The following is a 25,500-nucleotide window of genomic DNA, read 5'->3' on the forward strand; positions in this document are numbered from 1 at the left end:
CCTATTGGTCGATGCAGGCCAGTTGGTGATGGCCGCGGTGGAGGCCGCCGGACTGCAGCAGCCAGGGCAGGACGATGTCGCGGACGGAGTCCGGCTCGTCGACGAGGACCGTGTGCCGCTGCCCGGGCACGGTGACGATCCGCGCCTGCGGCAGCAGCCGGCGCACGTCGGGTGCCAGGTCGCCCACGGTTGCGGCGCCGCCGTACACGCACAGCACCGGGCATCCGATCGCGGCGATGTGCTCGTCCGGCGATATCCGGCTGGCCGGCACATCGCGCATGAGGCTGGTGCCGGTGATCACCTCGCGAATGCTCCGGGCCCGCCGGCCGAGGCCGCCACGCCCGTCGATCCCGGCCAGCGTGTCGTCGGGCAGGTACGCGACGGCGTTGGAGAGCCACCGCGGCATCCGCTCGCGCCACACCGCGATGGGCGGCACGGCCTCGATCGCGACGATGGCGGCGACCCGCTCGGGGTGGCGCGCCGCGTACGCGAACGCGATCGTGCCGCCGAACGAGTTGCCGAGCAGCACGACCGGGCCGGTGGTGTCCAGCGCGGCCAGCAGCGCCTCCAGGTCGTCCACGAAGTCGTCCAGCGCGTAGCCCTCCGCCGGGCGTTCGGTGTGCCCGTGCCCGCGCAGGTCGTACATGACCACGTCGAGGCCGGCCGCCGCGAGCGGCTGGGCCAGGGTGAGGTACCAGCTGGCCAGGGTGTCCAGGGCCAGGCCGTGGATCAGCACCGCGGTCGGTGCGGTGCGGGGTGCCCCGGACGCCGGCTCGGCCGGGGCGAGCCGCTCCACGTGGACGGACAGGCCGTTGGCCAGCACCGTGCTCATGCCGGCATGCCCACCCGGCCGGAGCCGGCGTCCGCCTGGTCCAGCGAGGCGGCGATGTGCTCGACGAGCCGGCCGACCCGCAGGTGCCGGGCCGCGTCCACGTCCAGGCCGGCGATGAACTGGGCGAAGTTCACGGTGTCGCCGAACCGGGCCTGCAGGCGGCCGGCGAGTGACACCACGTCGATGCTCTCCATCCCGAGGTCGTCCTGGAAGGTGCTCTCCATCGTGATCTCGCCCTCGAGGCCGGAGTGGTCACGGATCGCGTACAGCATCTCGGCGATCTCGGCGAGAATCGCGGTCTGGTCAGCGGGCATGGGATGTCCCTTCAGATGGTTCGGGCCGCTCCGCGCGGCCGGTTGGGTTGACGGGCTCCGGTCCCCACGTCCAGCCGACGACGTAACGCCGCGGCGGCAGGTCTTCGGGGTTGGAGATTTCTCGATGGGCGACCAGGTAGACGCGGTCGGCCACCGCCACGGTGAGCGCCGCCGGCGTGGCCTCCACGACGGTGAACCGCTTGGGATCGCCGGCCAGGCCGGTGCCCTCCGCCTTGGCGGCGGCCTCCTTCGCGGTCCAGAAGCGCGTGAACCACACGTGCCGGTCCTCGCCGGTCGCCGCCGCCGACTCGAGCAGCAGCCGCCGCTCGGCGTCGGTCATGGCGAAGGCGATGGTGCTGTCCGTGCAGTCGGTGATCTCGGCGACGTCGATGCCCACGCCGGGCGCGTCGGGTGGCGTGCCCGGGGCGCTCGGCCTGGCGATCGCGACCGCGATCTCCGCGACGTGGGCGAGCGAGACCGCGCACTCCCGGTAGCCGCGGCCGGCGCGCGGGTGGACCCGGGGCCGGCCGCTGGGGTCGTTGCGCACGTTCAGTTCGATCGGGTAGACGTCGGCGTGGCCGTCGTCCCACATCTGGAATCGGACGGCGTCCTGGACCGCGATGCGGCCGAGGAGCCACTGCTTGCGCGCCTTCGGCGGTCGCCGCTCGTACTCGGCCGCGCCGGCGGCACCGAGGATGCCGCGCGCGGCCAGCCCGCGGGTGACCAGGTCGGGCCAGCGGTCGAAGGCGACGGTCCAGCCCTCCGGCTGGCGCAGCGACATCGCGTTGCGCCCCGGGAAGCGCTCGGCGGCACGTGCGGTCGGGTGGCTGACGAACTGCCGGTGGACGCATTCGTCGAGCTGCGCCCAGACCTGGCCGTCGACGGCGAGCTGCGTGTCGAAGACGATCTGCTCGGTGCCGACCGAGCGGATGCGCACGACGCAGTCGACCGCGGTGCCCGCGACGGGCTCGGGGCCGAAGAACCGAGCGTGGCCGATCCCGACCGGCAGCGCCCCGAACGGCTGCGTCGTGAACAGCCAGTCGCCCATGAGCTGGGAGGCGTTGTCGAGCAGCGCGCCGGGCGGGGCCGGCGCGGTCAGCACGCCGCGGACGTGTGCGTCGCCGATGGCGCGGACCTCGGTCAGGCCGCGGAACGCGGGCCCGTGGAAGACGAACCGTTCGGCGTACATCTGCTCGGCGCTGATCTTCGGTGGCTGTTCCGTGGCCGGGTCGTGCCGCCACACCTCCGGGCGCTCGGCCGGGTAGTCGGGCGCCACCTCGACCGTGGAGCGGGAGAAGCCGCCGAAGATCACCGAGAGCCTGCCGGCCCCGGCGGGCTTGACGGTGATCTCGACGTCCTGCGGCGGCGCGGCGACGCACCAGCGGTTGAACCTGGCGTCGCGCACGGCGACCACCCGCGCGCCGGGAACCGCCTGCCGCGCGGCGTCCATCATGTGCTGCATGACCGTGGTCGCCGGCACCACGGGAAAGCGGTCCTGCGGGTCGGGCCAGTCGTCGGGCTGGGCGAAGAAGCAGTGGTCGCGCAGGTACGGCATCGTGTCGAGGGCGACCCGCAGGACCGTGCGGTGGATCTCCGGCGGCGGCGGTGGCGGCTCGCCGGGCCCGCTCCCGCCGCTGTTCGCGCCGCCCAGCAGCGAGGCCAGCTCGGCGGCGGCGCTCGACCGGCCGGCGAGCTTGCTCAGCGCCGCGAGGGCCGGCTCGGACGGCCTGGACGGCGTGGAGGGCGCTCGGGGCGGCGGCACGGCGGCGGGCGCCGCCACCGCGGCCTTCGCGACGGCGCGGTCGCCTCGCGGCGCGGGCACGCCGAGCAGGTCGCGGGCCCCCTCGCCGAGGCGGACCAGCGGCACGCCGAGGTCGAGCCGCACGGCCGGGCCGCGGCGTGCGGCCCGGGCGTTGGTTGGCGCCGCCGCCACAGTGCGAGCCCCGCCCGTGTCGAGCGTGCGCAGGTCCGGCGCGGCGCCCTCGACCCACAACGCCGTGGCGACACGGCGCAGCTGGCTCAGGCCGCTGCGCTGGGCGACGTTGACCGGCATGGCGAGGTGGTCGCGGCCGCGCAGGTTGTCGTCGATGACCGAGGCCAGCTGCCCGACACCGACCTGCAGGAACACCCGGAACCCGGCGTCGTACATGGCCTGGACGGTCTCGCGGAACCAGACCGGTTCGAGCATGTGCCGCACCGAGAGCTCGCGGACGCTCTCCGGGTCGCTCGGGGACGGCGCCTTGAGCGTCGCCGACCAGACGGGCACCCGGGCGGGGTGCACCTGCCAGCGCCGCAGCGCGGCGCCGATCGACTCCAGCCCGGTGGCGAACAGCGGGGTGTGGAAGGCGGAGCGGAACGGCAGCTTCTGGCAGACGAAGCCGTTGCCGCGCAGCGCCTCGACGAGCCGGTCGATCTCGCGCTCCGGTCCGTTGACGATGCACTGCGCGGGGGCGTTGTCGTGGGACAGCACGACGCCCGGGTACTGCGCGAGCCACGGCCCGAGCCGCTGGGCGGCACAGCCGACGACGGCGAACGCGTGACCGGGGACGTCGACCGAGGCCGGGTCGAGCGTGGCGATGACGTCGTCGATGGACGACACGCTGACCTGCCCGCTGCTCAGCGCGGCGGTCCACTCGCCGATGCTGTACCCGGCGACGGCGTCCGGGGTGACCCCGACGCGGTGCAGGGCGTCGTTGAGCAGCATGCCCAGCTCGATCAGGCCGGCGCTGTGCCGCCCCAGGTCGGCGGCGGACCACTGCCGGTCGGGCAGGCCGAAGTGCGCCGCGACGTCCGCGGTGCGCGGGCCGAACTCGGCCTCCGGCCCGGGAAACACGAAGGCGAGGCGCCCGGGGGCCGCGCCGGCGAGCAGCGGGGCCGGGCTGAACCAGATGTCGCGTGCGCCGCGCCAGGCCCGTCCCTTGGCGACGGCAAGGCGGGCGGTCGCGAGTCGCTTGGCGTCGGGGTCGACGATGCCGATCCGGCACCCCTCGTCCGCGGGCCGCCCCTCGGTGCCGCCGCCCTGCCGGGCCCGGGCGGTGCCGAGGCCGCGGACCGTGGTGTCGTCTGCGTCGAGCAGCCGGGCCAGCGCGGCCGGGTCGGGTGCGGCCAGCCACAGCACCTCGTCCGGCTCGACGACGCTCGCCGCCGCGGCCGATGCCACGGGGCCGGTCGTGCCCGTGCCGCCGCGGCGGGCCGCGAACGCCTCCGGCGCCTCCTCCAGGATCACGTGGGCGTTGATGCCGCCGAAGCCGAACGCGTTGACGCCGGCGCGGCGGGGCCCGTCGCTCTCCCACGGCCGGGCCGAGCCGATCGGGGCGAACCGGGTGCGCGCGAGCTCCGGGCGCGGATCGTCGCAGTGCAGGGTCGGCAGGAGCACGCCGCGGTACACCGCCAGGGCCGCCTTGATCATCCCGGCGATGCCGGCCGCGGGCATGGCGTGGCCGATCATCGACTTGACCGAGCCGATGACCGGCGCCGGACCCTCGCCGGGCGGGCCGAACACCTCGGCGAGGGTGTCCAGCTCGGCGGCGTCGCCGGTCGGCGTGGCGGTGCCGTGCGCCTCCAGCATGCCCAGCGCGTCCGGCGCGGCCGGGTCGAGGCCGGCGGCATCCCAGGCCCGCCGGATCGCCAGCACCTGCCCGGCGGTGGCCGGGTTGACCATGCTGACCGAGCGCCCGTCGCTGGACACGCCGCTGCCCCGGATCACCGCGTAGATCCGATCGCCGTCGCGGCGCGCGTCGGCCAGCCGCTTGAGCACGACGATGCCGGTGGCCTCGCCGATCAGCAGGCCGTCGGCGGCGCTGTCGAACGGCCGGATCTCGCCGCGCCGGGACAGCGCGCCGAGCTGGCTGAAGACCGACCAGAGGCCGACGTCGTGCACGTGGTGGACGCCGCCGGCCAGCACCGCGTCGAGCCGGCCGCGGCTCAGCTCGGCGATCGCCTGGTCGACCGCGACCAGCGAGGACGCGCAGGCGGCGTCCAGCGTGTACACCCCGCCGCGCAGGTCGAGCCGGTTGGCGATCCGGGACGCGGCCAGGTTCGGCACCACCCCGATGGCGCCCTCCGGCTGGTGCTTGCCGAGCCGCTCCTCGAACTTGTGCCGGACCGCCTCGAGCCGCTCCTCCGGCAGGTCGGGGATCAGCTCCCGGATCACCTCGATCACCTGGTTGGACATCCGGACCCGCTGGTTGAAGCGGACCTGGCCCGGGCTGAGGAAGCCGCCCCGGCCGAGGATGACGCCGACCCGGTCGCCCGGGGGCAGCCGGTCCGGGCCGCCCGCGTCGTCGATGGCGGCCGCGGCCACCTGCAGCGCGATGAGCTGATCCGGCTCGATGTCCGCGATCGACGCCGGCATGATGCCGAACCGCAGCGGATCGAACGTGGCCAGCTCGTCGACGAAGCCGCCCCGCCGGCAGTACAGGCGGTCCGGGCGGTGCGCCTGTGCCGGGTCGTAGAACTCGGGATCGATCCTGGCCGCCGGCACCTCGCTGATCGCGTCGGTGCCCTCGACCAGGTTGCGCCAGTAGCTGTCCAGGTCGGCGGCGCCGGGAAGCAGCGCCGCCATGCCCACGATGGCCGTCTCGTCGCCGTGCAACCCGCTCACCCGGCCGAGGCGGTGTAGACGACGGCGGTGAGCGCCGGATCCCCCCAGGCCAGCTCGCCCAGCAGGCTCAGCGCGCCCTCCTCCGGGTCGATGAGCGCGACACCGCGCCGGGCGTACTCCCGGCTCAGCTCGGCGCTGACCATGCCGCTGCGGCCCTCGGCGGGCGCCCACGGTCCCCAGTGGACGGTCAGGCACCGGTTGCCGGTGCGGGCCGCCCAGCGGGCGCCGATCGCCTCCAGGGCGTCGTTGGCGGCCGCGTAGTCCGCCTGGCCGCGGTTGCCGTAGGTGGCCGCGACGCTGCCGAAGAAGACGACGAACTTCGGCGCGCAGTCGAGCCGGTCCAGCGCGTCGAGGACCGCCTGGGCTCCGGCCACCTTGGTGCCGAAGACCCGGGCGAACGACTGCGGGTCCTTGTCGGCGATGAGCTTGTCCTCGATCACTCCGGCCGCGTACACGAGCCCGTCGATGCGGCCGTACTCGCGGTGGATCGCCGCGATCAGCCGGTCGGTCGCCTCCGCGTCGCGGACGTCGAGGTTGTGGTAACGCACCTCGGCCCCCAGGTCGCGCAGCTCGTGCAGGGTGGCTTCGACTTCCCGGCCGGCCAGGATCGCCTGCGCCCGGCGGGCGAGCTCGGCCGGTGTGGCGCCGCCCTGGCGCGCGAGCGCGGCCCGCAGCGAGATCTCGTCCGTGGCCGCCGCCAGCGCCGGATCCTCCGGCCCCTGCGGCGCCGGGGTCCTGCCGATGAGCTCGATGCGGCACGCGGCCGACCCGGCGAGCGCCCGGGCGAACCAGGACGTGATGCCGCGCGCGCCGCCGACCAGGACCACCACCGAGTCGCGGTCGAGGCCGACCGCCCGGGCCTCGGCCACACCGTCTCCGGCCGGCCCGGCACCGCCGGCCGCGAGCGCGCCGAGGCTCGCCGGGGCCGTCTCGTACGCCTGCCGCACGCCGCCGCTGTGGTGCACCACCGCCGCGTCGCCCCCGGCGAGCAGCTCGTCGACGATCTGCCGGGCGAGCTGATCCGCGGGTTCCGTGCCATCCACGACGGCCAGCCGCACGGCGGTCGAGGGGTACTCGCGGGCGACGGTGCGCAGCAGGCCCCGCAGCCCGTCGGTGCGGGCACCGGCGTTCGCGTCCGCGGCCGCCAGCAGGTAGCGCGGCCCGCCGGCGAGGGCCTGCTTGATCGGCCCGAAGGCGCCGGGCAGCAGCGGCGCCGGTCCCCCGTCCGGTGCCTCCAGCCCGTCGAGCAGGACGAACCCGTCGGCCCCGTCGACCGGCTCGGCGAGCGTGCCGGCTCGCACGGTCGCTCCGCGCCGGCGCAGCAGCTCGGCGACGCGGTCGGCCACCGGCCCGGCCCCGGTGAGCACCAGCGTGGCGCCCGCGAGCGCCGTCGCCGACCCGATCGGCTCGTCGGCGACGGGAACCAGCGTGGGGAGCAGGCGGGCCGGCGCGATGCCCGGCCGCGTGCCCCCGCTGCCGGTCGGCGCGTCGGTCCGGATCTGGGCGGGTATCGGCCGGGCCGCGGGGACCTCGGCGGGCGCATCGACGGGCGCATCGACGGGCGCGTCGCCCAACCGGACGGTGAGCCAGTCGACCATGGCCCGCACAGTCCGCGCCTTGACCAGCTCCTCCAGCTCCGACTCGTCCCCCTCGCCCGACAGGCCGAGGCGGGCCACGACGTCCCCGGCGACCTCCGCCCGCTTGATCGAGTCGATGCTGAGATCCGCCTCCAGGTCCAGGTCGAAATCGATGAGGTCGACCGGGTAGCCGGTCCGATCGCTCAGCACCGCCAGTACCGCTTCCTTGAAGTCCAACGCGGCCGGCTGGGCGGCCACAGGCCGGGCCGCCGGCGCCTCGGCGGGCGCATCGACGGGCGCCTCGGAGGGTGCGTCGGAGGGTGCGTCGCCCAACCGGACGGTGAGCCAGTCGACCATGGCCCGCACGGTCCGCGCCTTGACCAGCTCCTCCAGCTCCGACTCGTCCCCCTCGCCCGACAGCCCGAGGCGAGCCACGACGTCACCGGCGACCTCCGCCCGCTTGATCGAGTCGATGCTGAGATCCGCCTCCAGGTCCAGGTCGAAATCGATGAGGTCGACCGGGTAGCCGGTCCGATCGCTCAGCACCGCCAGCACCGCACCCCGGAAGTCGTACCTCGGCGCCTCCGCCACCAGCGTGGTGGTCGCGGTCAGGCGGCTGACCTTGCCGTTGACGCCCCCGTTGCCGGCGCCGCCGTTGCTGGACGGCGCGAACACGGGCATCGCGGCCGGCATCGTCACAGACGCGACGGGCAGAGGCGCGCTCACCGTGCTCACCGCGGGCGGCGGCGGTGGCGCCGCGGTGGCCGGCGGAGGCGTCGCGGTGGCCGGCGCCGGGCCGCGTGCCTCGACGGCGTCGCTGCCGAGGTAGGCGAGCATGACGTCGCGCTGGGAGGCGATCAGCTCGCGAGTCGTCCGCAGGAACTCGGCAAGCAGTTCCTCCTGGCCCGGTCGCCGGGTCCCGTTGTCGTGGCCGCCGGTGGCCGGCCGGATGGTTGGGGTCATGGACAGCTCCTTGATGCGTCGCGGCGGCGTCAGGCCACCGGGGATGCAGGTGCCCTCCCGGTCGCGGACGAGCTGGCCGTCCACTGTCCAGAAGGGACGGTCGGACGGCACGGCCGGGCTGACCTCGACGGTGTCGCGGCCGTGGAACAGCCAGCCGGTCTGCACCGGCACCCCGGCACAGGCCAGCTGCGCTACCGCGGTGAGCAGGTCGCGAAGCCCTTCGCCGGTGTTGCGGTCGCAGGCGATGGCGAGGTGCGGCCGGTCGGCGAGGATGGCCTGGACGAGGCGGGTGAGGACCTCCCCCGGGCCGGTCTCGACGAAGGTCCGCGCGCCGGCGGCGTACATGGCCTCGATCTGCTCGACGAAGCGGACCGGCGCGCCGACCTGGGCGGCCAGCTCCCGCCGGACCCCGTCGGCGTCCGCGGGGTACGCGGCGGCGGTCCGGTTGGACCAGACCTCGATGCGCGGCGCCGCCACCGGCTCGTCGGCGAGCGCCCGCGCGAAGCGGTCCGCGGCTCCGGCGACGAGCGGGCTGTGGAAGGCGCAGGCGACATTGAGCCGGTGCGTCGTCAGGCCGGCGGCCTTCAGGGCGGTGACCGCCGACTGCACCGCCGGGGTGGGGCCGGAGATCACCTGCTGGGTGGGGCCGTTGCGATTGGCCAGCACCACCCGGTCGGCGAGACCGGCGCGGGCCAGGACCGCGGAGATCTGCTCGGCGGTCGCGCTGACCGCGGCCATGGTGCCCGGATCGTCACCGGCGGCGCCGACGATCGCCTCGGCGCGCTGCCGGCTGAGCCGCAGCAGGGTCGGCGGGTCGAGGGCGCCGGCCACGCTCAGCGCGACGAGCTCGCCGTAGCTGTGCCCCGCGGCCAGGTCGGGATGGATGTCGAGGCGGCGAAGCAGGTGGGCGACGGCGAGCCCGCCGATGCCGAGCGCCGGCTGCGCCACCCGGGTGTCGGTGAGCCGCTGCTGCTGCTCGCGCTGCGCGGCCGGGTCGAACGCGGCCGGCGGGAACAGCCGCTCCGCCGGCTCCGGCCCGAGATCGAGGTACTCCCGCAGCTCGGGAAAGGTCACGAACAGCTCGGCCAGGGCGCCCGGGCGCTGGCTGCCCTGCCCGGGGAACAGGAAGGCCACGCGGCCGTCGGCCGCGCCCGTCGCCGGCTGGACCAGGCCCCGGCCGGGGTCGTGCTCGCCGGCGAGCGCGCGGCGCAGCAGCTGGTCCAGCTCGGTGGCGTCGCGGGCGACGATCGCGACCTGGACGGGTCCCGAGCGCGGGTCGGCCTGCGCGGCGGCCGTGGCGGCCAGGTCCCGCAGCCGCCACGGCCGGTCGTACCGGTCGGCGCCGCGCAGCAGCTCGGCGAGCCGGCCCACGGCCTGGTGCGCCGCGGCGCGATCGCGGCCGCGGAAGCAGAACAGCTCCGCCGGCCACTCGCCGCGAGCGTGGCGCGGCTCGGGCGTGTGCGGGTCCGCGGCGAGCACGACATGGAAGTTGGTCCCGCCGAAGCCGAACGCGCTGACGCCGGCGATGCGCTCCCGCGCCGGCGCCGCCCACGGGCGGGCCTCGGTGTAGAAGGCGAACGGGCTGTGCTGCGCGTCCCAGGCCGGGTTCGGCCGGGTCAGGTTGATCGTCGGGGGCCGGACGCCGGTGTGCAGCGCCAGCGCCGCCTTGATCACCCCGGCCAGGCCGGCGGCGCACTTGGTGTGCCCGATCTGCGACTTGACCGAGCCGAGCGCGCAGCTGCCCGGCGACGCGCCGGCCTCCACGAACAGCCGGGTCAGGGTCTGCAGCTCGGTGCGGTCGCCGACCACGGTGCCGGTGCCGTGCGCCTCGAGCAGGCCGACCTGCCGCGGCGAGAAGCCGCTCTGCGCGTACGCCCGGTCCAGCGCCCGGCGCTGCCCCTCGGCCCGCGGCGCGGTCAGTCCCAGCGCCCGCCCGTCGCTGGCCGCGCCCAGCCCCTTGATCACCGCGTAGACGCGATCGCCGTCGCGCCGCGCGTCGGCCAGCCGCTTGAGCACCACGCACGCGACACCCTCGCCGAGCGCGATCCCGTCGCCCGTGGAGTCGAACGTGCGGCACCGCCCGGTCGGCGACAGCGCGTGCGCGGAGCTGAACATCAGGTAGTCGTGGATGCCGTTGTGCAGGTCCACCGCGCCGCAGAGCATCAGGTCGCTGCCGCCGGCGGCCAGCTCCTTGCAGGCGGCGTCCATCGCCGCCAGCGAGGAGGCGCAGGCGGCGTCCACGGCGAAGTTCGGGCCGCCCAGGTCCAGCCGGTTCGCCACCCGCCCGGCGATCACGTTCGCCAGGATGCCGGGGAACGAGTCCTCGGTGACCGTGGGCAACTGCCCGGCCAAATCCTCCGGTACCTCACCCAGATACCCGGGCAGCGAGGTGCGGACCACCTTCGCGTTGCCCAGGTCGCTGCCCGCCTCGGCGCCGAAGACGACCCCGGTCCGCGAGTGGTCGGCCGCGGGCGAGCCGTGGTGGTACCCGGCGTCGGCCAGCGCCCGCCGCGACGCCTCCAGGGCCAGCAGCTGGGCCGGGTCGATGCTGGCCAGCGCCGCCGGCGGGATGCCGAAGCCGATCGCGTCGAACGGCACCGGCTCGATGAAGCCGCCCCACTTCGACACGCTGATCCGGCCCGTCTGTCCCGGCTCGACCTCGGGCGCGTAGTACGTCTCGGCGTCCCACCGCTCGGCGGGCACCTCGGTCACCGCGTCGCGGCCACCGAGGATCGTCTGCCAGAACGCGGGCAGGTCCGGCGAGCCGGGGAAGACGCACGACATGCCGACGATGGCGACGTCCAGGGGCGGCGGCGCCGGCTCGGCCACCGCGGCGTCCGGCCCGAGCACCGTGCTGAGCGCCGCGATCCGCCCGGCGTGGAAGCGCCGCGCCCCCACGGTCACGTCGGCGTGCAGCGCGGCCACGGTGGTCTGCTCGTCGCGCAGGACCGCGATCTGGCCGGCCATGAACATGCCCTCGGCGCGCTGGCCCGGCTCGTCCACGGCGACCAGGACCTCACCGTCGCGGCGCAGGCCCTTGCTGGCGATGCGGAGCCGGCCGACGTTCAGCGTCTCCAACTGCTCCCACACCTGCCGGGCGTCCACTCCCGCCGCGTCCAGCTCCCGCCGCATCCGGTGGAAGTCGTCGACGTACGGCGTGTGCAGGCACCGCGTCACGTGTCCCGGCGCGGTCTCCAGCAGCGCGGTGACCGTCGCATCCAGCACCTCGCGCTGGAACAGCGGCTGGATCGCCCCGCACTCGACCGCCTCGCTCGTGAACAGGTAGGCGGTGCCCATCAGCACGCCGATCTGGACGCCGCGTTGCGCCAGCGGGCCGGCCATCGCCGCCACCATCGCCGCGGAACGCGCGTCGTGGATTCCGCCGGCGAAGAACACCTGCACCTGCGCGGCGGTGCCGGGCGGCGCCTCGTCGAGGAACTCCTCCAGCGCCAGCGCCTGCGCCTCCCACAGCGCAAAGCTCGTGCGCGGCCCGATGTGCCCGCCGCACTCGGCGCCCTCGAAGACGAACCGCCGCGCGCCGGCCCGCAGGAACTGGCGCAGCAGCCCGGGCGACGGCACGTGCAGGAACGCGTTGAGGCCGTCGGCCTCGAGGGCCTTGGCCTGGGCCGGCCGGCCACCCGCGATGATCACGACCGGTGGCCGGACCTCCATCACCGCGGCGAGCTGCGCCGCCCGCACCTCCTCCGGGGCGAAGCCGAGGACGCCCACCCCCCACGGGCGCCGGCCCAGTCGCTGCGCGGCCTCCCGCAGCATCCGCCGGGACTGCTCGCCGGTGGCCAGCGCGAGCGCGATGAACGGCAGCGCCCCGTCGTCGGCCACCGCGGCCGCGAACCCGGCCACGTCACTGACCCGCGTCATCGGCCCCTGCGCCACCGGGATCCGCACGCCCAACGCCTCCGCGAGCGGCGCGCCCGGCGCCAGCAGCGCGCCCGCCGCGTCGTCGCCGGCCGCGGCCTCGATCGCCGCGCGAATCCCGCGCACCGCCGCGGCGGTGGTGCGCCAGCGGTTGCGGAACACGGCGGCCATCCAGCCGTCCTGGCCCACCGGCAGCAGCTCGCCGGTGCCGTCCGGGCGGCCGTCGCGGCGCAGGCCGCGCACGCCATCGGACAGCACCGTCTCCGAGCCGTCCATCCGCCCGATCACGGCCCGCACGTCCTCCGGCAGGTCCGACTCCGGCATGAGCGCGAGCTGACTGTCCAGCACCACACCGGCGGCGCCGCCGACCACGCATGCGGCGGCGGTGCGCGGCCCGATGCCCCCGGCCACCCACACCGGCAGCGCCAGCGCCTCGTCGGCCAGCAACTGCTGCAACAGGACGAAGGAGCTCAGCTCGCCGACCCGGCCGCCGGCCTCGCAACCGCGCGCGATCACCCCGTGCGCACCGGCCTCGGCCGCGGCCCGGGCCTCCGCCCGGCTGCTCACCTCCACCAGCACCCGATACCGTTGTGCCGCCTCACGCAGCGACCACCCGGCGCCGCTCGCCGGCATCACCACCAGGCTCACCCGATGCCCCGCGGCACGCTCCACCTCGGCGAGGGTGGCGCGACAACCGTCCGGCACCCGGACCCCGATCGAACCCGCCGACCACGACGCCGCCCGCTCCAGCGCCCGCAGTGCCGCCTCGTCGCCCCGAGCCAGGTCGAAGACCCCGCGTCCGCCACCGGCAACGGCGGCCGCCACGAGCCGCGGACCGGGCTCCACCGCTCCACACGGATTGATGGCGACAACCAGGTCGTTGCCGCCGAATGCAGTCTTCATCAGGCTCCCGTCGATGGGTCAGGTGTGCAGCGTTGGCTTGCGCAGGCGCACACTGACCCCACGACGCAGCCTTGTGCGCCGAATCAGTCGGGTCTTCACCAGAGCGAACTCAAGGCCGTCGGGCCGAAGCATGCTCACGTCCGGCGTGCGCGCCGCCGGCGTCCGCAACCGGCGAGTCCGCGGCGTCTTCCAGCACGCTGTGGCCGCGACACGTTATTCGTACAACACGGTCCTCAGGTTTGTCCGGCTATTCAGGACTCTCTTCGCCGATCCTCCCCTTCGCACGTCGGCGGTCTGATACAAACCTCGTTGTAGATGCCTTGGGCTGAACCGCCCGCGGACCCTTCCGCGCTCGGCGAGACGCCCGCATGGCGCAGCGCGTCCGATGTGCTGGATTCCAGCCGGACTGCCAATGCCGCACCGCCCGTCGGCACGCACCCTTCCCGCCCGCTCGGCTCGGGGTGCGGACATCGCTGTACCCGTCATCCGCCCGCGACGGCAGACGCCCCTGCCCGTCGGCGGATCCCTTATCTCTCGCCCTTTTCGACGTCCGCGCGGCTGCCGCCGACGGACCTGTACCTGATGAGAGGACAAGCATGCACAGGATCCGGTTCTTCGCCCGATCTCTGCTACCCGCCGCGATCCTGGCGGCCATCCCCGTGTTCGTCGCCGCGCCGGCCGCCAGCGGTGCCATCACGGCCCAGGCGGCGCGGACGGCCTCGGGGCCGGAGCTGCTGGCGAAGGCCGCACCGGACGAGTGCTTCGCCGGCATCGGTCAGCCGTACCCGTCCGGGCCGCCCTGCCAGGAGGGCCAGGCGAAGGTGAACCAGTCGTACATCTGGGGCCTGGCCCAGTCCGGCGACCGGGTCTGGTTCGGCACGGGCGCCAACGTCCAGTGCCTCACGCTCGGCACGAGCCTCGCGCAGACGACGCCGACCCAGAACGACGACTACGTGTGCGAGTACGGCTCCAGCCAGCTGGGCAACCAGCTGACCCAGAAGATCGGCGGCCTCGGGGGCAAGCTCGGCAACCTCAAGGACAGCCTGGGCAGCGCGGGCAACCTGGCGGCCGGTCTGGGCGACTGGCGCGCGCCGAAGGTGTACGTCTACCAGACGTCGACGAAGAAGCTGACCGACAAGACCGCCGACATCAACAACGCGTCCAGCAACGACAGCCTGCGGCTCAACACGACCGTCGGCATGCGTGCCGCCGGCACGTACAACGGTGTGGTGCTGCTCGGCGGCCCGGGTCTGCTCGGCATCAACCTCTTCGCCTTCGACAGCAACTCGGGTAAGTACCTCGGGTCGACGAGCCTCAACACGTACGGCAACATCCGGCACTTCGTCGTGGCCGACGGTGCCCTCTACGCCGGTGTCGGCATCGGCCCCGAGGGCCAGGGCGGCGGCGCGGTGCTGCGCTGGACCGGCAACAAGTCCAACCCGTTCAAGTTCACGACGGTGGGCTACCTGCCGTCGCAGGTCGCGGATCTCGTCGTGCACCAGGGCCGGCTCTTCGTCACCACCTGGCCCAGCGCCGGCGGGAGCACGAAGGCGACCGCGGCGGGCCTCTGGATGAGCGCGCCGCTGGCCAACGGCCAGCCCGGCCTGACCAAGGACGACGCCGGCAGCTGGCGGCAGGTGTGGGGCGTGAGCCAGTACGAGCCCGACCCGGTCGTGGCCAAGACGTACGGCCTCGGCTCGCTGGCCTCGTACGGCGGCTACCTGTACTGGGGCACGATGCACGTGCCGCTGCAGGCCACCGCGGCCATGGTGAAGCAGTACCCGCCGGCGAACGACCAGGCGGGCGGCCTCGCGGTGAAGAACACCCAGCGCACGGTGAGCATCTTCCGCGCCGCCAACTTCGACAAGGGCCGCCCGACGGTCGACCTGCTCTACGGGGCGTCGCAGCTGCCCGCGTACGACCCGAAGGCGAACAACGGGGCCGGCGCCTGGCACCTCGCCTCCACCGGGTACAAGCCCAAGTGGGGCTCGGCCGGGTTCGGCAACGTCTACAACAACTACACCTGGTCGATGGTGGTCGCCGGCGGCTCGCTGTACGTCGGCACGATGGACTGGGGCCAGATCAGCCAGTACTCGCCCGCGAAGGCGCTGCCGGGGGTCCGGGCCGCGTTCGGCACGCCCGACCCGAAGACGTACGGCGCCGACCTGTGGGCGTTCGACAGCCCGCAGTCGCCGGCCCGCCCGGTCAACACCACCGGGCTGGGCAACTACTTCAACTACGGCGTGCGCAACATGGTGGCCAACGGATCGACGATCTATCTCGGCATGGCCAACCCGATGAACCTGCGCACCGACAAGGGCGACAACGTCCCCGAGGGTGGCTGGGAGCTGATCCGGCTGCGCGCCACCGGCAACAACCGGCCGGCGGCCTACCGTCCGGGCCGGGGCAACTGACCCGCTCGGGCCTGCGGCATCCCTTTCCCGCCGGCCGGTCAGCGCACGGCGCCGACCGGCCGGCGGCCACCACCGACGAGGCACGCGTTGCCGAGAGAGGCCGCGTAACCGAGAGAGGCCGCGTTACCGAGAGAGGCCGCGTTACCGAGAGAGGCCGCGTTACCGAGAGAGGCGGAGGCTTCATGAATTGGCCAACCAGCAGTACGACGTCCGCCAGGCGTACCGTGTGGGCGGTGGCGGCCGTGTGCGCGCTCATCGTCCTCATCGCCTGCGATGCGGGACAGCCGCAGGGGCGCGGGTCGGCCACACCGACCGCGGCGAGCACGACCAAGGCGGCCGCGGGCAAGGTCCGCAGCCCGGCCGTCGCCGCCGGTTCGACCGACCACACCATCACCATCGGCGGAACGAAGCGCACGTACCGGCTGTACCGGCCGGCCAACCTGTCGATGTCGAAGCCGGTGCCGCTGGTCGTGATGCTGCACGGCGCGCTGGGCGACGGCGTCCAGGCGGAGATGGCGTACGGCTGGAACGCCGAGGCCGACCGCAAGGGTTTCGTGGTCGCATACCCCGACGGGCTCCTGCGATCCTGGGTCGTGAGCGGCGACTGCTGCGGCCCGTCGGTCCACGGCGGCGTCGACGACGTGGCGTTCATCAAGGACGTGGTGGCGGCGGTCTCGAAAGACCTGCCGATCGATCCGGCCCGGACCTACGCCACCGGCATATCCAACGGCGGGATGCTCGCCTACCGGCTGGCCTGCGACAGCACCACGTTCGCCGCGATCGGGGTGGTGGCCGGCAAGCTGCTCGGGGACTGCCCGTCGCCGGCACCCATCTCCGTGATCCACGTCCACGGCACCGGGGACGACATCGTCCCGTACGACGGCAAGCCGGGGAAGATGAACAACGACGGCGTGGGGCTGATCCCGGTCAAGATCGACGGCGGCTCGGTGCCCGACCAGATCGCCGGCTGGCGCAAGACCGAGCGGTGTTCCGCACCGCAGGCCCACACCTCGGGCTCGGTCACCACGTCGCTGGCCCGCTGCCCCGACGGGCGTGACGTCGAGCTGATCACCATCGCGGGGGCCGGGCACCAGTGGCCGGGCGGCACCCCGATGCCGGCGGTGGAGAAGCTGCTCGGGCTGCCGCCACCGTCGACGGCGTTGAACGCGACCGACACGATCTGGCAGTTCTTCAGCTCCCATCCGGGCAAGGGTTGAGTACCAGGCTCAGCGCTTGTCGATCGGGATCTCGGCCTTGAGTGCCGTTCCGTGGCCGACCGGGCTGGAGATCTCCAGCCGGCCGCCGAGCGCGGCAACGCGATCGCGGAGGCCGACGAGTCCCGAGCCGCGACTCACGCCGGCGCCGCCGACGCCGTCGTCCTGCACCGAGATCCGCAGACAGCTGTCGCAGGTTTCGAGGCCGACGCGGACCAGCGTTGCGTGGGCGTGTTTCGCGGTGTTCGTGAGCGCCTCGGACACGACGTAGTAGGCGCCGACCTCGACCTGTTCGGGTAGTCGCTGCCCGACGGCCAGGGCGAGGTCCACGGGGGTGGGACTGCGGCGCGCGAGGGACTTGACGGCCGCGCCGAGTCCGCCCTTGGACAGGATCGCCGGGTGGATGCCGCGCGAGAGCTCCTGCAGGTCGTGCAGGACGCCGGTCAGGTTGCCCACGGCCAGCGACAGGTCGTCACGAACGGACACCAGGTCGGCGGGCAGCGCCGCCTCGACACCGCGCAGTTGGAGGCCGAGCGCGACGAGACTCTGCTGTGCGCCGTCGTGCAGGTCGCGTTCGATGCGGCGGCGCGCCTCATCGCTGGCGGCGACGATGCGCGCACGCGACGCGGTGAGCTCCGCGTGGGTCTCGGCGTTGGCGATCGCGGTCGCGACGAGCTCCGTGAAGTCGCCCATGCGGGCTTCGGTGTCGTCCGGCAACGGCTCGGGTCGCATCGTCACGACGACGGCCACCCCCCAGACACGGCCTTCGACCACGATCGGGACACCGACCCCCGATTTGATGCCTTCACGGCGAGCGACCGCGGCGTTGGGGCCCGTGGAGTTCTCGTACGAGGCGATCCGGGCCGCGGCGCGGGTCCGCAGCACCATCGGCAGGAGCGACTCTCCCTCGACCGGGAATGTCTGCTCGGCCACGTTCAGCTCCATGGTGCCGGCCAGTCTGCGGACGGTGCCGTTGGATTCGTACCGGTACAGCGCCGTGGGGTACGGACCGAGGACCCGGCCGATCTCCTCGGCTACGGCCTCGAACACCTCGGTCGGCTTGATCCCCTTGGCGACCAGCATCGCCACCCGGCGCAATGCGGCCTGCTGCTCCCGGCTCGCCTCGCGTTCCCGCGCGGCGCCGAGCACCGATGCGAGCATGGGAATGATCCGCTCACGGAGGCGTACCAGGGTGGGTTCGGGCAGGCCGGCCGGGACGAGCAGGGTGCCGAGGTCGGTCGACCAGGTCCGCAGCGGGAAGGCCACCCGGTCAGCGTTCGTGGTGGCCGTGCCGAGCTCGATCGCCGCCCGGGGAATGTGGAGGGTCTGAGCGATCCGGTGCGCGGCGACGCCCAAGGCGGGTTGCAGGTCGTCGGTGCCGAGGAGCAGGCGGGCCAGGCCGGCACCGAGGTCGGCCTCCTGGCGGCGGTCCGACGTCTCCGCGGCGTGTCTGCGGGCGAGGTGGGCAAGACCGCTGACGAGCAGGGCGGCCGCCATGAAGACGGCCGCCTCCTTCAGGTCTTCCCTGGTGGTGGAGACCTCGAACTTGCCGAAGGGCGGGACCTGGAAGTAGTTGTAGGCAACGGTGCTGGCCAGGGCCGAGAGCACACCGAGCTTGGCCCCGCACACGGTCGAGATGACCAGAACGCCGACGAGGTAGATCATCCCCCGGGAGTCCTGGCGGACGGCGCCGTGCAGCGGGATCAGGATCACGGTCTCCGCCGCGATCACCACCGCCGCGAGCAGGAGCGCGAGCGGGAGCGGCGGCTTCGCACGCACCAGGGACGACAGCAGGCGTACCCGCATCGGGGCCGCCCTCTCCCGCATCACGCTCTCAGGTCCCACACGTACACCTCGCGCTGGCGACGCAGCTCGAATCGCGCGGTGACACGCTTCGAAAGGTCTGCCAACCTTTTCAACGCTACCCGGGCCGGTTCACGCGTCGCCGCCCCGAGCCGTCGGCATCAGGCTGAACGCGTTCTCCTCCTCCTGCGCGTTGTGCAGCTGCATGATGGCGTACAGACCGTAGAGCCCGGCCCGCAGGTCGATCACGTCTTCCGGCTCGGGCCGGCTGCCGACGTCCGGCAGGGTTCGGCGCAGCCGGCGGATCTGGTGCTCGATCTCGGCGTGGGTGCGGCTCAGCGCCGCGATCGGGTCGGGACCGCCGAGGGCCCGCGCGACGATCGGCAGCAGCTGCTCCTCCTCGGCCCGCTCGTGCGGCAGCAGGTCGGTCTCGAGGCGGTCGAGCAGCGCACGGGCGGGCCCGAGGTCGGCTCGGGTGACGGAGAGGTCGTCGGCGACGGCCCGGATCTGCTCGACGATCGGGCGGATGGCGGTGTGCTGCTCATACAGCTGCCGGGTGACGGCGAGGTCGGCGGTCGGCATGGTGACGGTATGCGTGCGCTGCGGCAGCAGGACCGTCAGGGCCAGGCCGATGGCCGCGACGTCGATCGCCTCCTGCAGCAGCGCGCCGGCCACCGGCGTGAGCAGCCCGGCCGCGGCCGGGACCATCGCGGCCAGCGACAGGGTCATGCCGAGCGCGGCCGAGCGGCGGGCGATGCGGCGGGCGCGGCGGGCGACGAGGATCGCGTCGGCGAGGCCGTCGACGCGGTCCGTGGTGAGCACGACGTCGGCCGCCTCGGCGGCGGCCGTGACACCGCGGGCCGCCAGGGCCACGCCGACCCCGGCGGCGGCGAGCGCCGGGGCGTCGTTCACCCCGTCACCGACCATGACGCTCGGTGCGGCGGCCTGTTCGGCGCCGACGATGGCGAGCTTGTCGGCGGGGTCGCGGTCGGCGTACACGGTGTCGACGCCGGCGACCCGCCCGACGGTCTCCGCGATGTCCGCCCGGTCTCCGGTGATCAGGACGGTGCGCTCGATGCCGGCGTCGCGCAGCGTCCGCATCATGCGCGGAGCGTCGGGCCGCAGCGGATCGGTGAGCAGCAGGACCCCGGCGGGCCGGTCGTCCACCGCCGCGAACACGGTCAGCGACCCGTCCAGGGTGGCCCGGCGCCGGGCGCGGCGCACCCACTCCGGGGCGGGGCCGTCGACGACCCAGGCCGCCTTGCCGAGGCGTACCGCGTGACCCTCGACCGTTCCTTCGATGCCGAACCCGTGCCGCTCCCGCACGTCCGACGCCGCGGACAGGCTCAGGCGGCGGTCGCGGGCGGCGGTCACGATGGGCGCGGCGAGCACGTGCGCCGACGACTGGTCGAGCGAGGCGGCCAGCCGCAGGACTTCGTCGGCCGGCAGGTCATGGCCGGTGACCACCGTGGCGAGGACGGGCCGGCCGCTGGTCAGCGTGCCGGTCTTGTCGAACAGCAGGACCCGCCCGGCGGCCAGGCGCTCCAGCGCCGCCCCGCCCTTGAGGATCACCCCGTAGCGGGCCGCCCGGGACACGCCGGACATGATGGCGATCGGGGCGGCCAGCAGCAGCGGGCAGGGAGTCGCCACGACCAGCACGGCCACGGCCCGCACCGCCTCACCCGAGATCGCCCAGGCCAGTCCGGCCACCAGCAGCGTCAGCGGTACGAAGATCAGCGCGAACCGGTCGGCGAGGCGGACGAAGGGTGCGCTGCTCGCCTGGGCCCGCTGCACCAGTCGCACCACGCCCGCGTAGGTCGACGCGGCCGCTGTCTCGGTGGCCAGCATCCGCGCCGCCGCCCCGGCGTTGACCACACCGCTGCGGACGTCGTCACCGGCCCGGCGCTCGACCGGCAGCGGCTCGCCGGACAGCGCCGACTCGTCGAACACGCCGTCGTCGAGCAGCCGGCCGTCGACCGGGACGAGCTCGCCGGCGCCGACCAGCAGCCGGTCGCCGACCGCGACCCGGTCCACCGGGATCTCGTCCAGGCCGGCCGGACCCTCCCGGCGGGCGATCCGCGGCGCGCCGGCGGCCAGGCGGCCGAGTTCCCGGCGGGCCCGGGCCGACGCGCGCGCCTCCAGGAGGCCTCCGGTGAACAGCATGACCGAGATCACCGCGCCGGCCAGCGGCTGGCCGACCAGCAGGGCGCCCACCAGCGCCAGCCACGCGATGACATCCACCGAAGGCCGGCGGCGCAGCAGCGCGACGGCAATGGTGATCGTCGAGTAGGCCAGGCCGACCAGCGTCGCACCGGCCCACAGCGCGGACGCCGGACTGCCCGCCCCCGCGGCAGCGGCCACCACGCCGGCGATGAGCAGCAGCGTCGCCAACCAGAACAGCAGTGCCTCTCGGGCGGCCCACAGGCGGGAACCTCGCAGCTGCGCCATCGGAGCCCTCCGTCCCGCTGGGAGCCGGTCGGCCCGGCGAACCGGCCTCACTTCATGCTCCATGCGCCGCGGGGCCCGATCCAAGGCCGAAGGGCCCGACCTTGGCGCCGGTCCTCCTCCGCCTTCGAGGACCGTCAGGCAGACGCGTTCGTCCACCCGGCCGACGGCGAGGTCTCCTTCCCGTCTCAGGGGCGTCGCTCGCGCCGGCGACGGCTGACGCCTCGGTCAGCCGCGGGCCGATCCGGCCGCATGCCGGCGTGGCGGTGGCCGGTAGGGGACCCACTCGCAGCTCACATGGAATGCCGGCGGCGCAAGGACCACATCTGCGCGGGGCGTTCGAGCTCGACGGCGACATCCCACGCCACCCCGCCCAGGGCCGTCTCGCGGCGGAAGTTCGCGACCATGCGCCGCGCCAGCTCGGGGTCCCGGGCCACGCGCCGGGCCATGGTCAGGGCCTGCTCCTCGACCTCGCCGTCGTCGTACGCCGCCCAGGCGATCCCGAGCACGACCGCACGCTCGCCGTCGACCTCGTCGCCGAAGAGACCGAGCGCGGACGCCGCCTCGCGGCCGGCCACGCGGGCGAGTAGCGTGTAGTGACCGCCGCCGGGATGGATGCCGATCTGGGCGAAGCCGGGCAGGAACCGGGCGGTGCGGGAGACGATGCGCAGGTCGGTCGCCAGCGCCAGGTTGAGGCCGGCGCCGACGGCCGCGCCCCGCACGGCGGCGACGGTCGGCACGCCGACCGAGCCGACGGTCGTGAACGCCCGGTAGACCGTCTCCAGGTTGCGGTAGGCGCCGTCCTCCGCCGGGTCCCGGCCCGCGTCGGCGAGCACGCCGCGGACGGCGCCCGCGCAGAAGTGCGCGCCGCCGCTGATCACGATCGCGCCCACGGACCTGTCGGCCTCGGCGGTGAGTGCCGCGTCGGTCAGCTCCTGCGACATCTCGACCGACAGGGCGTTGCGCCGGTCGGGCGCGTCGAGGGTGATGCGTGCGACGCCGTCGCTGACCTCGTAGCGGATCTCGCTCATACGCGAACCTCCTCGGGTTCCTGGCCGGTGCGGCCCGTGGTGATCAGTGTCCACAGCCCGTCGCGGCCGCGCGGTGCGCATGGAGGAGACGGTTCAGGCCGCCGGGCGATGACCGATGCGCTCGAGGGTCTCGTCGCCCCAGGACGTGCTGAGCTGCGTCGCCAGGCCGGTGGACGCCCGCACGGTGGCCGGGTCGAAGCTCGCGACCGGCGCCCGGAGCGTCCGGACGCCGCACATCGCCTGATGGTCCCAGATCCGGGTGTACACCAGATCCGAGAACGTGGCCGCGAGCATCGTCCATTCGTCGGAGGGTTCCAGGTCGTCGAGCGAGATCATCACCGGCGGGTCGTCGCTGCCGTCGAGCATGACCGCCCAGAAGCAGACGCCCTGATTCTCGATCATGAACGGCAGGAGCCGGATCTCCTGTCCGGCGGCGAGTGAATACCACTCCCGCACCGACGCGGGCAACGGGAAGCCGCGCTCGGCGGCGAACCGGTCGACGGCCGCAACGGCGTCGGGGTGAGGTTTCCGCGGCTCGCCCGGCCAGGGCCAGCGAACGCGCGTGGTACTGCGGCTGGGATGTCATATGCGCAAAAACTCCTGAATGCCTGGTGTACGAAGAAGAGCGCGGTGCATCGTACAGAGGCGGTTCAAGAGCGACCGGTCCCGCGCGGGGAGGAAGTCACTCGGGCAGCGGGCCGGTGCCGGGAACGATCAGCCCCGTCTCGTAGGCGGCGATGATGGCCTGCGTCCGGTCGCGGAGGCCGAGCTTGGACAGCATCCGGGTGACGTGGGTCTTCACCGTCGTCTCGCTGATGTGCAGCCGGGCCGCCAGCTCGGTGTTGCTCAGGCCGCGCGCGATCAGCCGGAGGATGTCCAGCTCGCGCGGGGTCAGGGTGGACAGGTCCCGGTGCAGGGTCGTTTCCTCGTCGCGTCCGGCGAACCGCTCGACCAGCCGGCGGGTCACGCTCGGCGCGAGCAGCGCGTCGCCGGTGCGGACCATGCGCACCGCCGAGACGAGGCGGTCGGCGGTGACGTCCTTGAGCAGGAACCCGCTCGCGCCGGCGCTCAGCGCCGCGTACACGTACCGGTCCAGGTCGAAGGTCGTCAGGATGATGATCCGGGGCGGGTCCGGGTGGTCGGCCAGGATGCGCCGGGTGGCCTCGAGGCCGTCCACGCCGGGCATCCGCACGTCCATGAGCACCACGTCGGGCCGCGTGCGCCGGACCGCGTCGATGGCCTCGGCCCCGTCGGCGGCCTCGGCGACGACCTCGATGCCGTCGGCGCCGAGGATCATCGCGAAGCCGGTGCGGACCAGCGCCTGGTCGTCGGCGATCACGACCCGCGGCGGGTCCGCGGTCACGACCGCTGCACCGGGATCGTCGCGTGGACTCGGTAGCCGCCGGACGGCAGCGGCCCGCTGGCGAGGGTCCCGCCGTAGACCGCGAGCCGTTCCCGCAGCCCGATGAGGCCGCGGCCGTTGCCGGCCGGTGCCGCTGGACGGGCGGTGCCGCCGTCGTCGGTGACCTCGACGCGCAGCTCCGCGGGCCGGTGCTCGATGCGGACGTGCACCGCGGCGCCCGCCGCGTGTTTCACGGCGTTGGTGAGCGCCTCCTGCACGACCCGGTACGCCGCGAGGTCGACCCCGGGCGGCAGCGGGTGCGGGTCGCCGTCGACGGTGACCTCGACGGGCGTGCCGGCGTCGCGGACCCGGGCGACGAGCTCCGGTACCCTGTCCAGGCCGGGCGACGGCGGCTCGACCTCAGGCTCGTCCGGGCCGGGCTCGTCGCCGTCCATGGTCAGCAGGCCCATGACGTGCCGCAGCTCGTTCATCGCGGCGCGGCCGCCCGACTCGATGGCGGCCAGGGCCTGATCGACCTTGTCCGGCGCGACGGGCAGGACGCGGCGGGCCGCGACCGCCTGCACGACCATGACGCTCACGTTGTGCGTGACCACGTCGTGCAGTTCCTGGGCGATCCGGGCGCGCTCACGCTGTACCGCCAGCGTCGCCTCGGCCTCCCGCTGGGCTTCCGCCATCCGCACCCGCTGCTGCAGCCCGTGCACCGCGTTCGCCGCGAGCCCGACCGGCACGAGGATCAGGATCAGCAGCAGGGCCGGCTGGTTGATCGGCAGGCTGGCCCGGTGCAGCACCATGGTGATCCCGCCGAGCACCACGCTGACCACGGCGGGGATGCGGTACGGGCTGTGCATCACCGCGCTGTACGCGGCGACCACACACGCGGCGAACGTGAACAGCGGATCGCCGAAGCCGGGCGACCGGTGGTACGTCGTCGCCGCCAGCAGCACGATCCAGAACACCGCGAGCGGGTAGCGCCGCCGGGCCGCCACGGGCAGCGTGGCCAGCCCGACCACCAGGCCCCACAGCAGCGCCTGCGGCCAGGGCAGCGACGTGAAGTACGGCACCACCACGTCGGGCGGACCGGACGCACCGGGCGCTACCGGCGCCGGCGGCCCGTGCGACGCCGTCGTGGGGATTCCCTCGGCGCGCAGGGCGAAGCCGAAGTACGCGCCGCCCGCGAGCGCCACCGCGAGCACGACATCCGCGGCGAGCGCCCACCGCGACAGCGCCGGCGGGGTCACCGGGCCGGTACGCCACTGTTCGCGGAACGTCGTGAAGCTCACCGGCCAAGTCTGGCAAACCCGCCCGCCCGGCACATCGTCCGCTCGGCAGCGCCCGACGGGCCCCGGGTCGTACATCGCTGGTAGGACCCCGCCGCGTCGTCGTACCCACGGAGCGGCCGATATCGGAGCACAGATCGACGCGCGGCAACCCGTGCGGCCCATAGCGTCCAGGCATGAGCATGATCGAGGCCCGGGACGTCGCCCGGTCGTTCGGCACGACCCCGGCGCTGCGCGGCGCCGCCGTCGCCGTGGCACCCGGCGAGATCCTGGCCGTGATGGGTCCCAGCGGCTCCGGCAAATCCACCTTGCTGCACTGCCTCTCCGGCATCCTCACGCCCGACAGCGGCGAGGTGCGCTACGACGGCCGGCGGCTCGACACCCTGCCCGAACCGGCCCGTACGAAGCTGCGGCGCACCGCGTTCGGGTTCGTCTTCCAGTCCGGCCAGCTGGTGCCGGAGCTGACCGTCGCGGACAACATCGCCCTGCCGCTGCTGCTGAACAAGGTCGGAAGGAACACGGCGTACGCGACCGCCGCGAGCTGGCTGGACCGGCTCGGCCTCGGCGGCCTCGGCACGCGGCGGGCCGGCGAGCTGTCCGGCGGCCAGGCCCAGCGGGTCGCGGTCGCGCGGGCGCTGGCCGTCCGCCCGCGCGTGCTCTTCGCCGACGAGCCGACCGGGTCGCTGGACTCGGTCACCGGCAAGGCCGTGATGGACCTGCTCGTCGGGCTCGCCCGCGAGGAGGGCGTCACCGTGCTGCTGGTGACCCACGACAGCCGGGTGGCCGGGTACGCCGACCGGCTCGTCATCGTGCGCGACGGCCGGATCGGCACCGAGGCGGAAGCGCGGGCCGCCCGATGACGATGCCGCTCCGGCTGACGTCCGC

At 74.3% G+C, this 25,500-nt stretch carries 13 protein-coding genes and 1 pseudogene; 3 read left to right on the top strand and 11 right to left on the bottom strand.

From position 1 onward, the window contains the following. Window position 1: 1 nt before the first annotated feature. Genes AC6JBM_RS18775 through AC6JBM_RS18790 form a run of 4 tightly spaced genes read right to left on the bottom strand, consistent with a single transcriptional unit; the run spans window position 2 to window position 13,068 of the window. Window positions 2-832, bottom strand: coding sequence for an alpha/beta fold hydrolase (locus tag AC6JBM_RS18775; protein ID WP_497984874.1), 831 nt, complete (start codon window positions 830-832; stop codon window positions 2-4). Then, window positions 829-1,146, bottom strand: a complete 318-nt coding sequence (locus AC6JBM_RS18780; protein ID WP_497984875.1) for an acyl carrier protein — start codon at window positions 1,144-1,146, stop codon at window positions 829-831. The genes AC6JBM_RS18775 and AC6JBM_RS18780 overlap by 4 nt, the downstream gene beginning before the upstream one ends. Further along, window positions 1,136-5,749: a beta-ketoacyl synthase N-terminal-like domain-containing protein gene (locus AC6JBM_RS18785; protein ID WP_497984876.1), complete on the bottom strand. Its 4,614-nt coding sequence runs from the start codon at window positions 5,747-5,749 to the stop codon at window positions 1,136-1,138. Before AC6JBM_RS18785 ends, AC6JBM_RS18780 begins: the two co-directional genes overlap by 11 nt. Next, the gene (locus AC6JBM_RS18790; protein WP_497984877.1) at window positions 5,746-13,068 is read right to left on the bottom strand and encodes an SDR family NAD(P)-dependent oxidoreductase; all 7,323 of its coding nucleotides are present in this window, start codon (window positions 13,066-13,068) and stop codon (window positions 5,746-5,748) included. Before AC6JBM_RS18790 ends, AC6JBM_RS18785 begins: the two co-directional genes overlap by 4 nt. Before the next feature lie 596 nt (window positions 13,069-13,664). On the opposite strand from AC6JBM_RS18790, the gene AC6JBM_RS18795 reads away from it, so the two are divergent. Next, entirely contained in the window at window positions 13,665-15,482 is a 1,818-nt protein-coding gene (locus AC6JBM_RS18795) for a hypothetical protein (protein ID WP_497984878.1), read from the top strand. A gap of 233 nt (window positions 15,483-15,715) precedes the next feature. Further along, window positions 15,716-16,699: an extracellular catalytic domain type 1 short-chain-length polyhydroxyalkanoate depolymerase gene (locus AC6JBM_RS18800; protein ID WP_497984879.1), complete on the top strand. Its 984-nt coding sequence runs from the start codon at window positions 15,716-15,718 to the stop codon at window positions 16,697-16,699. A 9-nt stretch (window positions 16,700-16,708) separates the two neighbouring features. Here the strand turns inward: AC6JBM_RS18800 and AC6JBM_RS18805 are convergent, their stop codons facing one another. The 7 genes and pseudogenes from AC6JBM_RS18805 to AC6JBM_RS18835 all read right to left on the bottom strand — a co-directional run bounded on the left by AC6JBM_RS18805 (window position 16,709) and on the right by AC6JBM_RS18835 (window position 24,618). Next, window positions 16,709-18,541 (bottom strand): sensor histidine kinase, encoded by a 1,833-nt coding sequence (locus tag AC6JBM_RS18805; RefSeq protein WP_497984880.1) that lies wholly within the window; start codon window positions 18,539-18,541, stop codon window positions 16,709-16,711. 90 nt (window positions 18,542-18,631) lie between these two features. Then, a complete protein-coding gene (locus AC6JBM_RS18810; protein WP_497986490.1) occupies window positions 18,632-19,081 on the bottom strand; it encodes a hemerythrin domain-containing protein in 450 nt (149 codons plus the stop codon). Window positions 19,082-19,087: 6 nt separating this feature from the next. Beyond that, window positions 19,088-21,010 (bottom strand): annotated as a pseudogene (locus AC6JBM_RS18815) (heavy metal translocating P-type ATPase); the annotation flags it as partial. 227 nt (window positions 21,011-21,237) lie between these two features. Further along, window positions 21,238-21,975, bottom strand: coding sequence for an enoyl-CoA hydratase-related protein (locus tag AC6JBM_RS18820; protein WP_497984881.1), 738 nt, complete (start codon window positions 21,973-21,975; stop codon window positions 21,238-21,240). A 93-nt stretch (window positions 21,976-22,068) separates the two neighbouring features. After that, window positions 22,069-22,377 (bottom strand): hypothetical protein, encoded by a 309-nt coding sequence (locus AC6JBM_RS18825; RefSeq protein WP_497984882.1) that lies wholly within the window; start codon window positions 22,375-22,377, stop codon window positions 22,069-22,071. A gap of 280 nt (window positions 22,378-22,657) precedes the next feature. Then, window positions 22,658-23,338 (bottom strand): response regulator, encoded by a 681-nt coding sequence (locus AC6JBM_RS18830; protein WP_497984883.1) that lies wholly within the window; start codon window positions 23,336-23,338, stop codon window positions 22,658-22,660. After that, on the bottom strand, window positions 23,335-24,618 hold the full coding sequence (locus AC6JBM_RS18835) for a sensor histidine kinase (protein ID WP_497984884.1): 1,284 nt from the start codon (window positions 24,616-24,618) through the stop codon (window positions 23,335-23,337). The genes AC6JBM_RS18830 and AC6JBM_RS18835 overlap by 4 nt, the downstream gene beginning before the upstream one ends. 173 nt (window positions 24,619-24,791) lie before the next feature. Between AC6JBM_RS18835 and AC6JBM_RS18840 the strand changes: the two genes are divergently transcribed. Continuing rightward, the gene (locus AC6JBM_RS18840; protein WP_497984885.1) at window positions 24,792-25,475 is read left to right on the top strand and encodes an ABC transporter ATP-binding protein; all 684 of its coding nucleotides are present in this window, start codon (window positions 24,792-24,794) and stop codon (window positions 25,473-25,475) included. The last annotated feature ends 25 nt before the right edge of the window (window positions 25,476-25,500 follow it).

The sequence above is a fragment of the Dactylosporangium thailandense genome (assembly GCF_059739745.1).

Coding starts and splice junctions, on each gene's coding strand:
- AC6JBM_RS18795 (WP_497984878.1), top strand. CDS start 13,665: ATGCACAGGATCCGGTTCTTCGCCCGATCTCTGCTACCCGCCGCGATC.
- AC6JBM_RS18775 (WP_497984874.1), bottom strand. CDS start 832: ATGAGCACGGTGCTGGCCAACGGCCTGTCCGTCCACGTGGAGCGGCTC.
- AC6JBM_RS18810 (WP_497986490.1), bottom strand. CDS start 19,081: ATGCCGACCGCCGACCTCGCCGTCACCCGGCAGCTGTATGAGCAGCAC.
- AC6JBM_RS18825 (WP_497984882.1), bottom strand. CDS start 22,377: ATGATCGAGAATCAGGGCGTCTGCTTCTGGGCGGTCATGCTCGACGGC.
- AC6JBM_RS18840 (WP_497984885.1), top strand. CDS start 24,792: ATGAGCATGATCGAGGCCCGGGACGTCGCCCGGTCGTTCGGCACGACC.
- AC6JBM_RS18820 (WP_497984881.1), bottom strand. CDS start 21,975: ATGAGCGAGATCCGCTACGAGGTCAGCGACGGCGTCGCACGCATCACC.
- AC6JBM_RS18790 (WP_497984877.1), bottom strand. CDS start 13,068: ATGAAGACTGCATTCGGCGGCAACGACCTGGTTGTCGCCATCAATCCG.
- AC6JBM_RS18780 (WP_497984875.1), bottom strand. CDS start 1,146: ATGCCCGCTGACCAGACCGCGATTCTCGCCGAGATCGCCGAGATGCTG.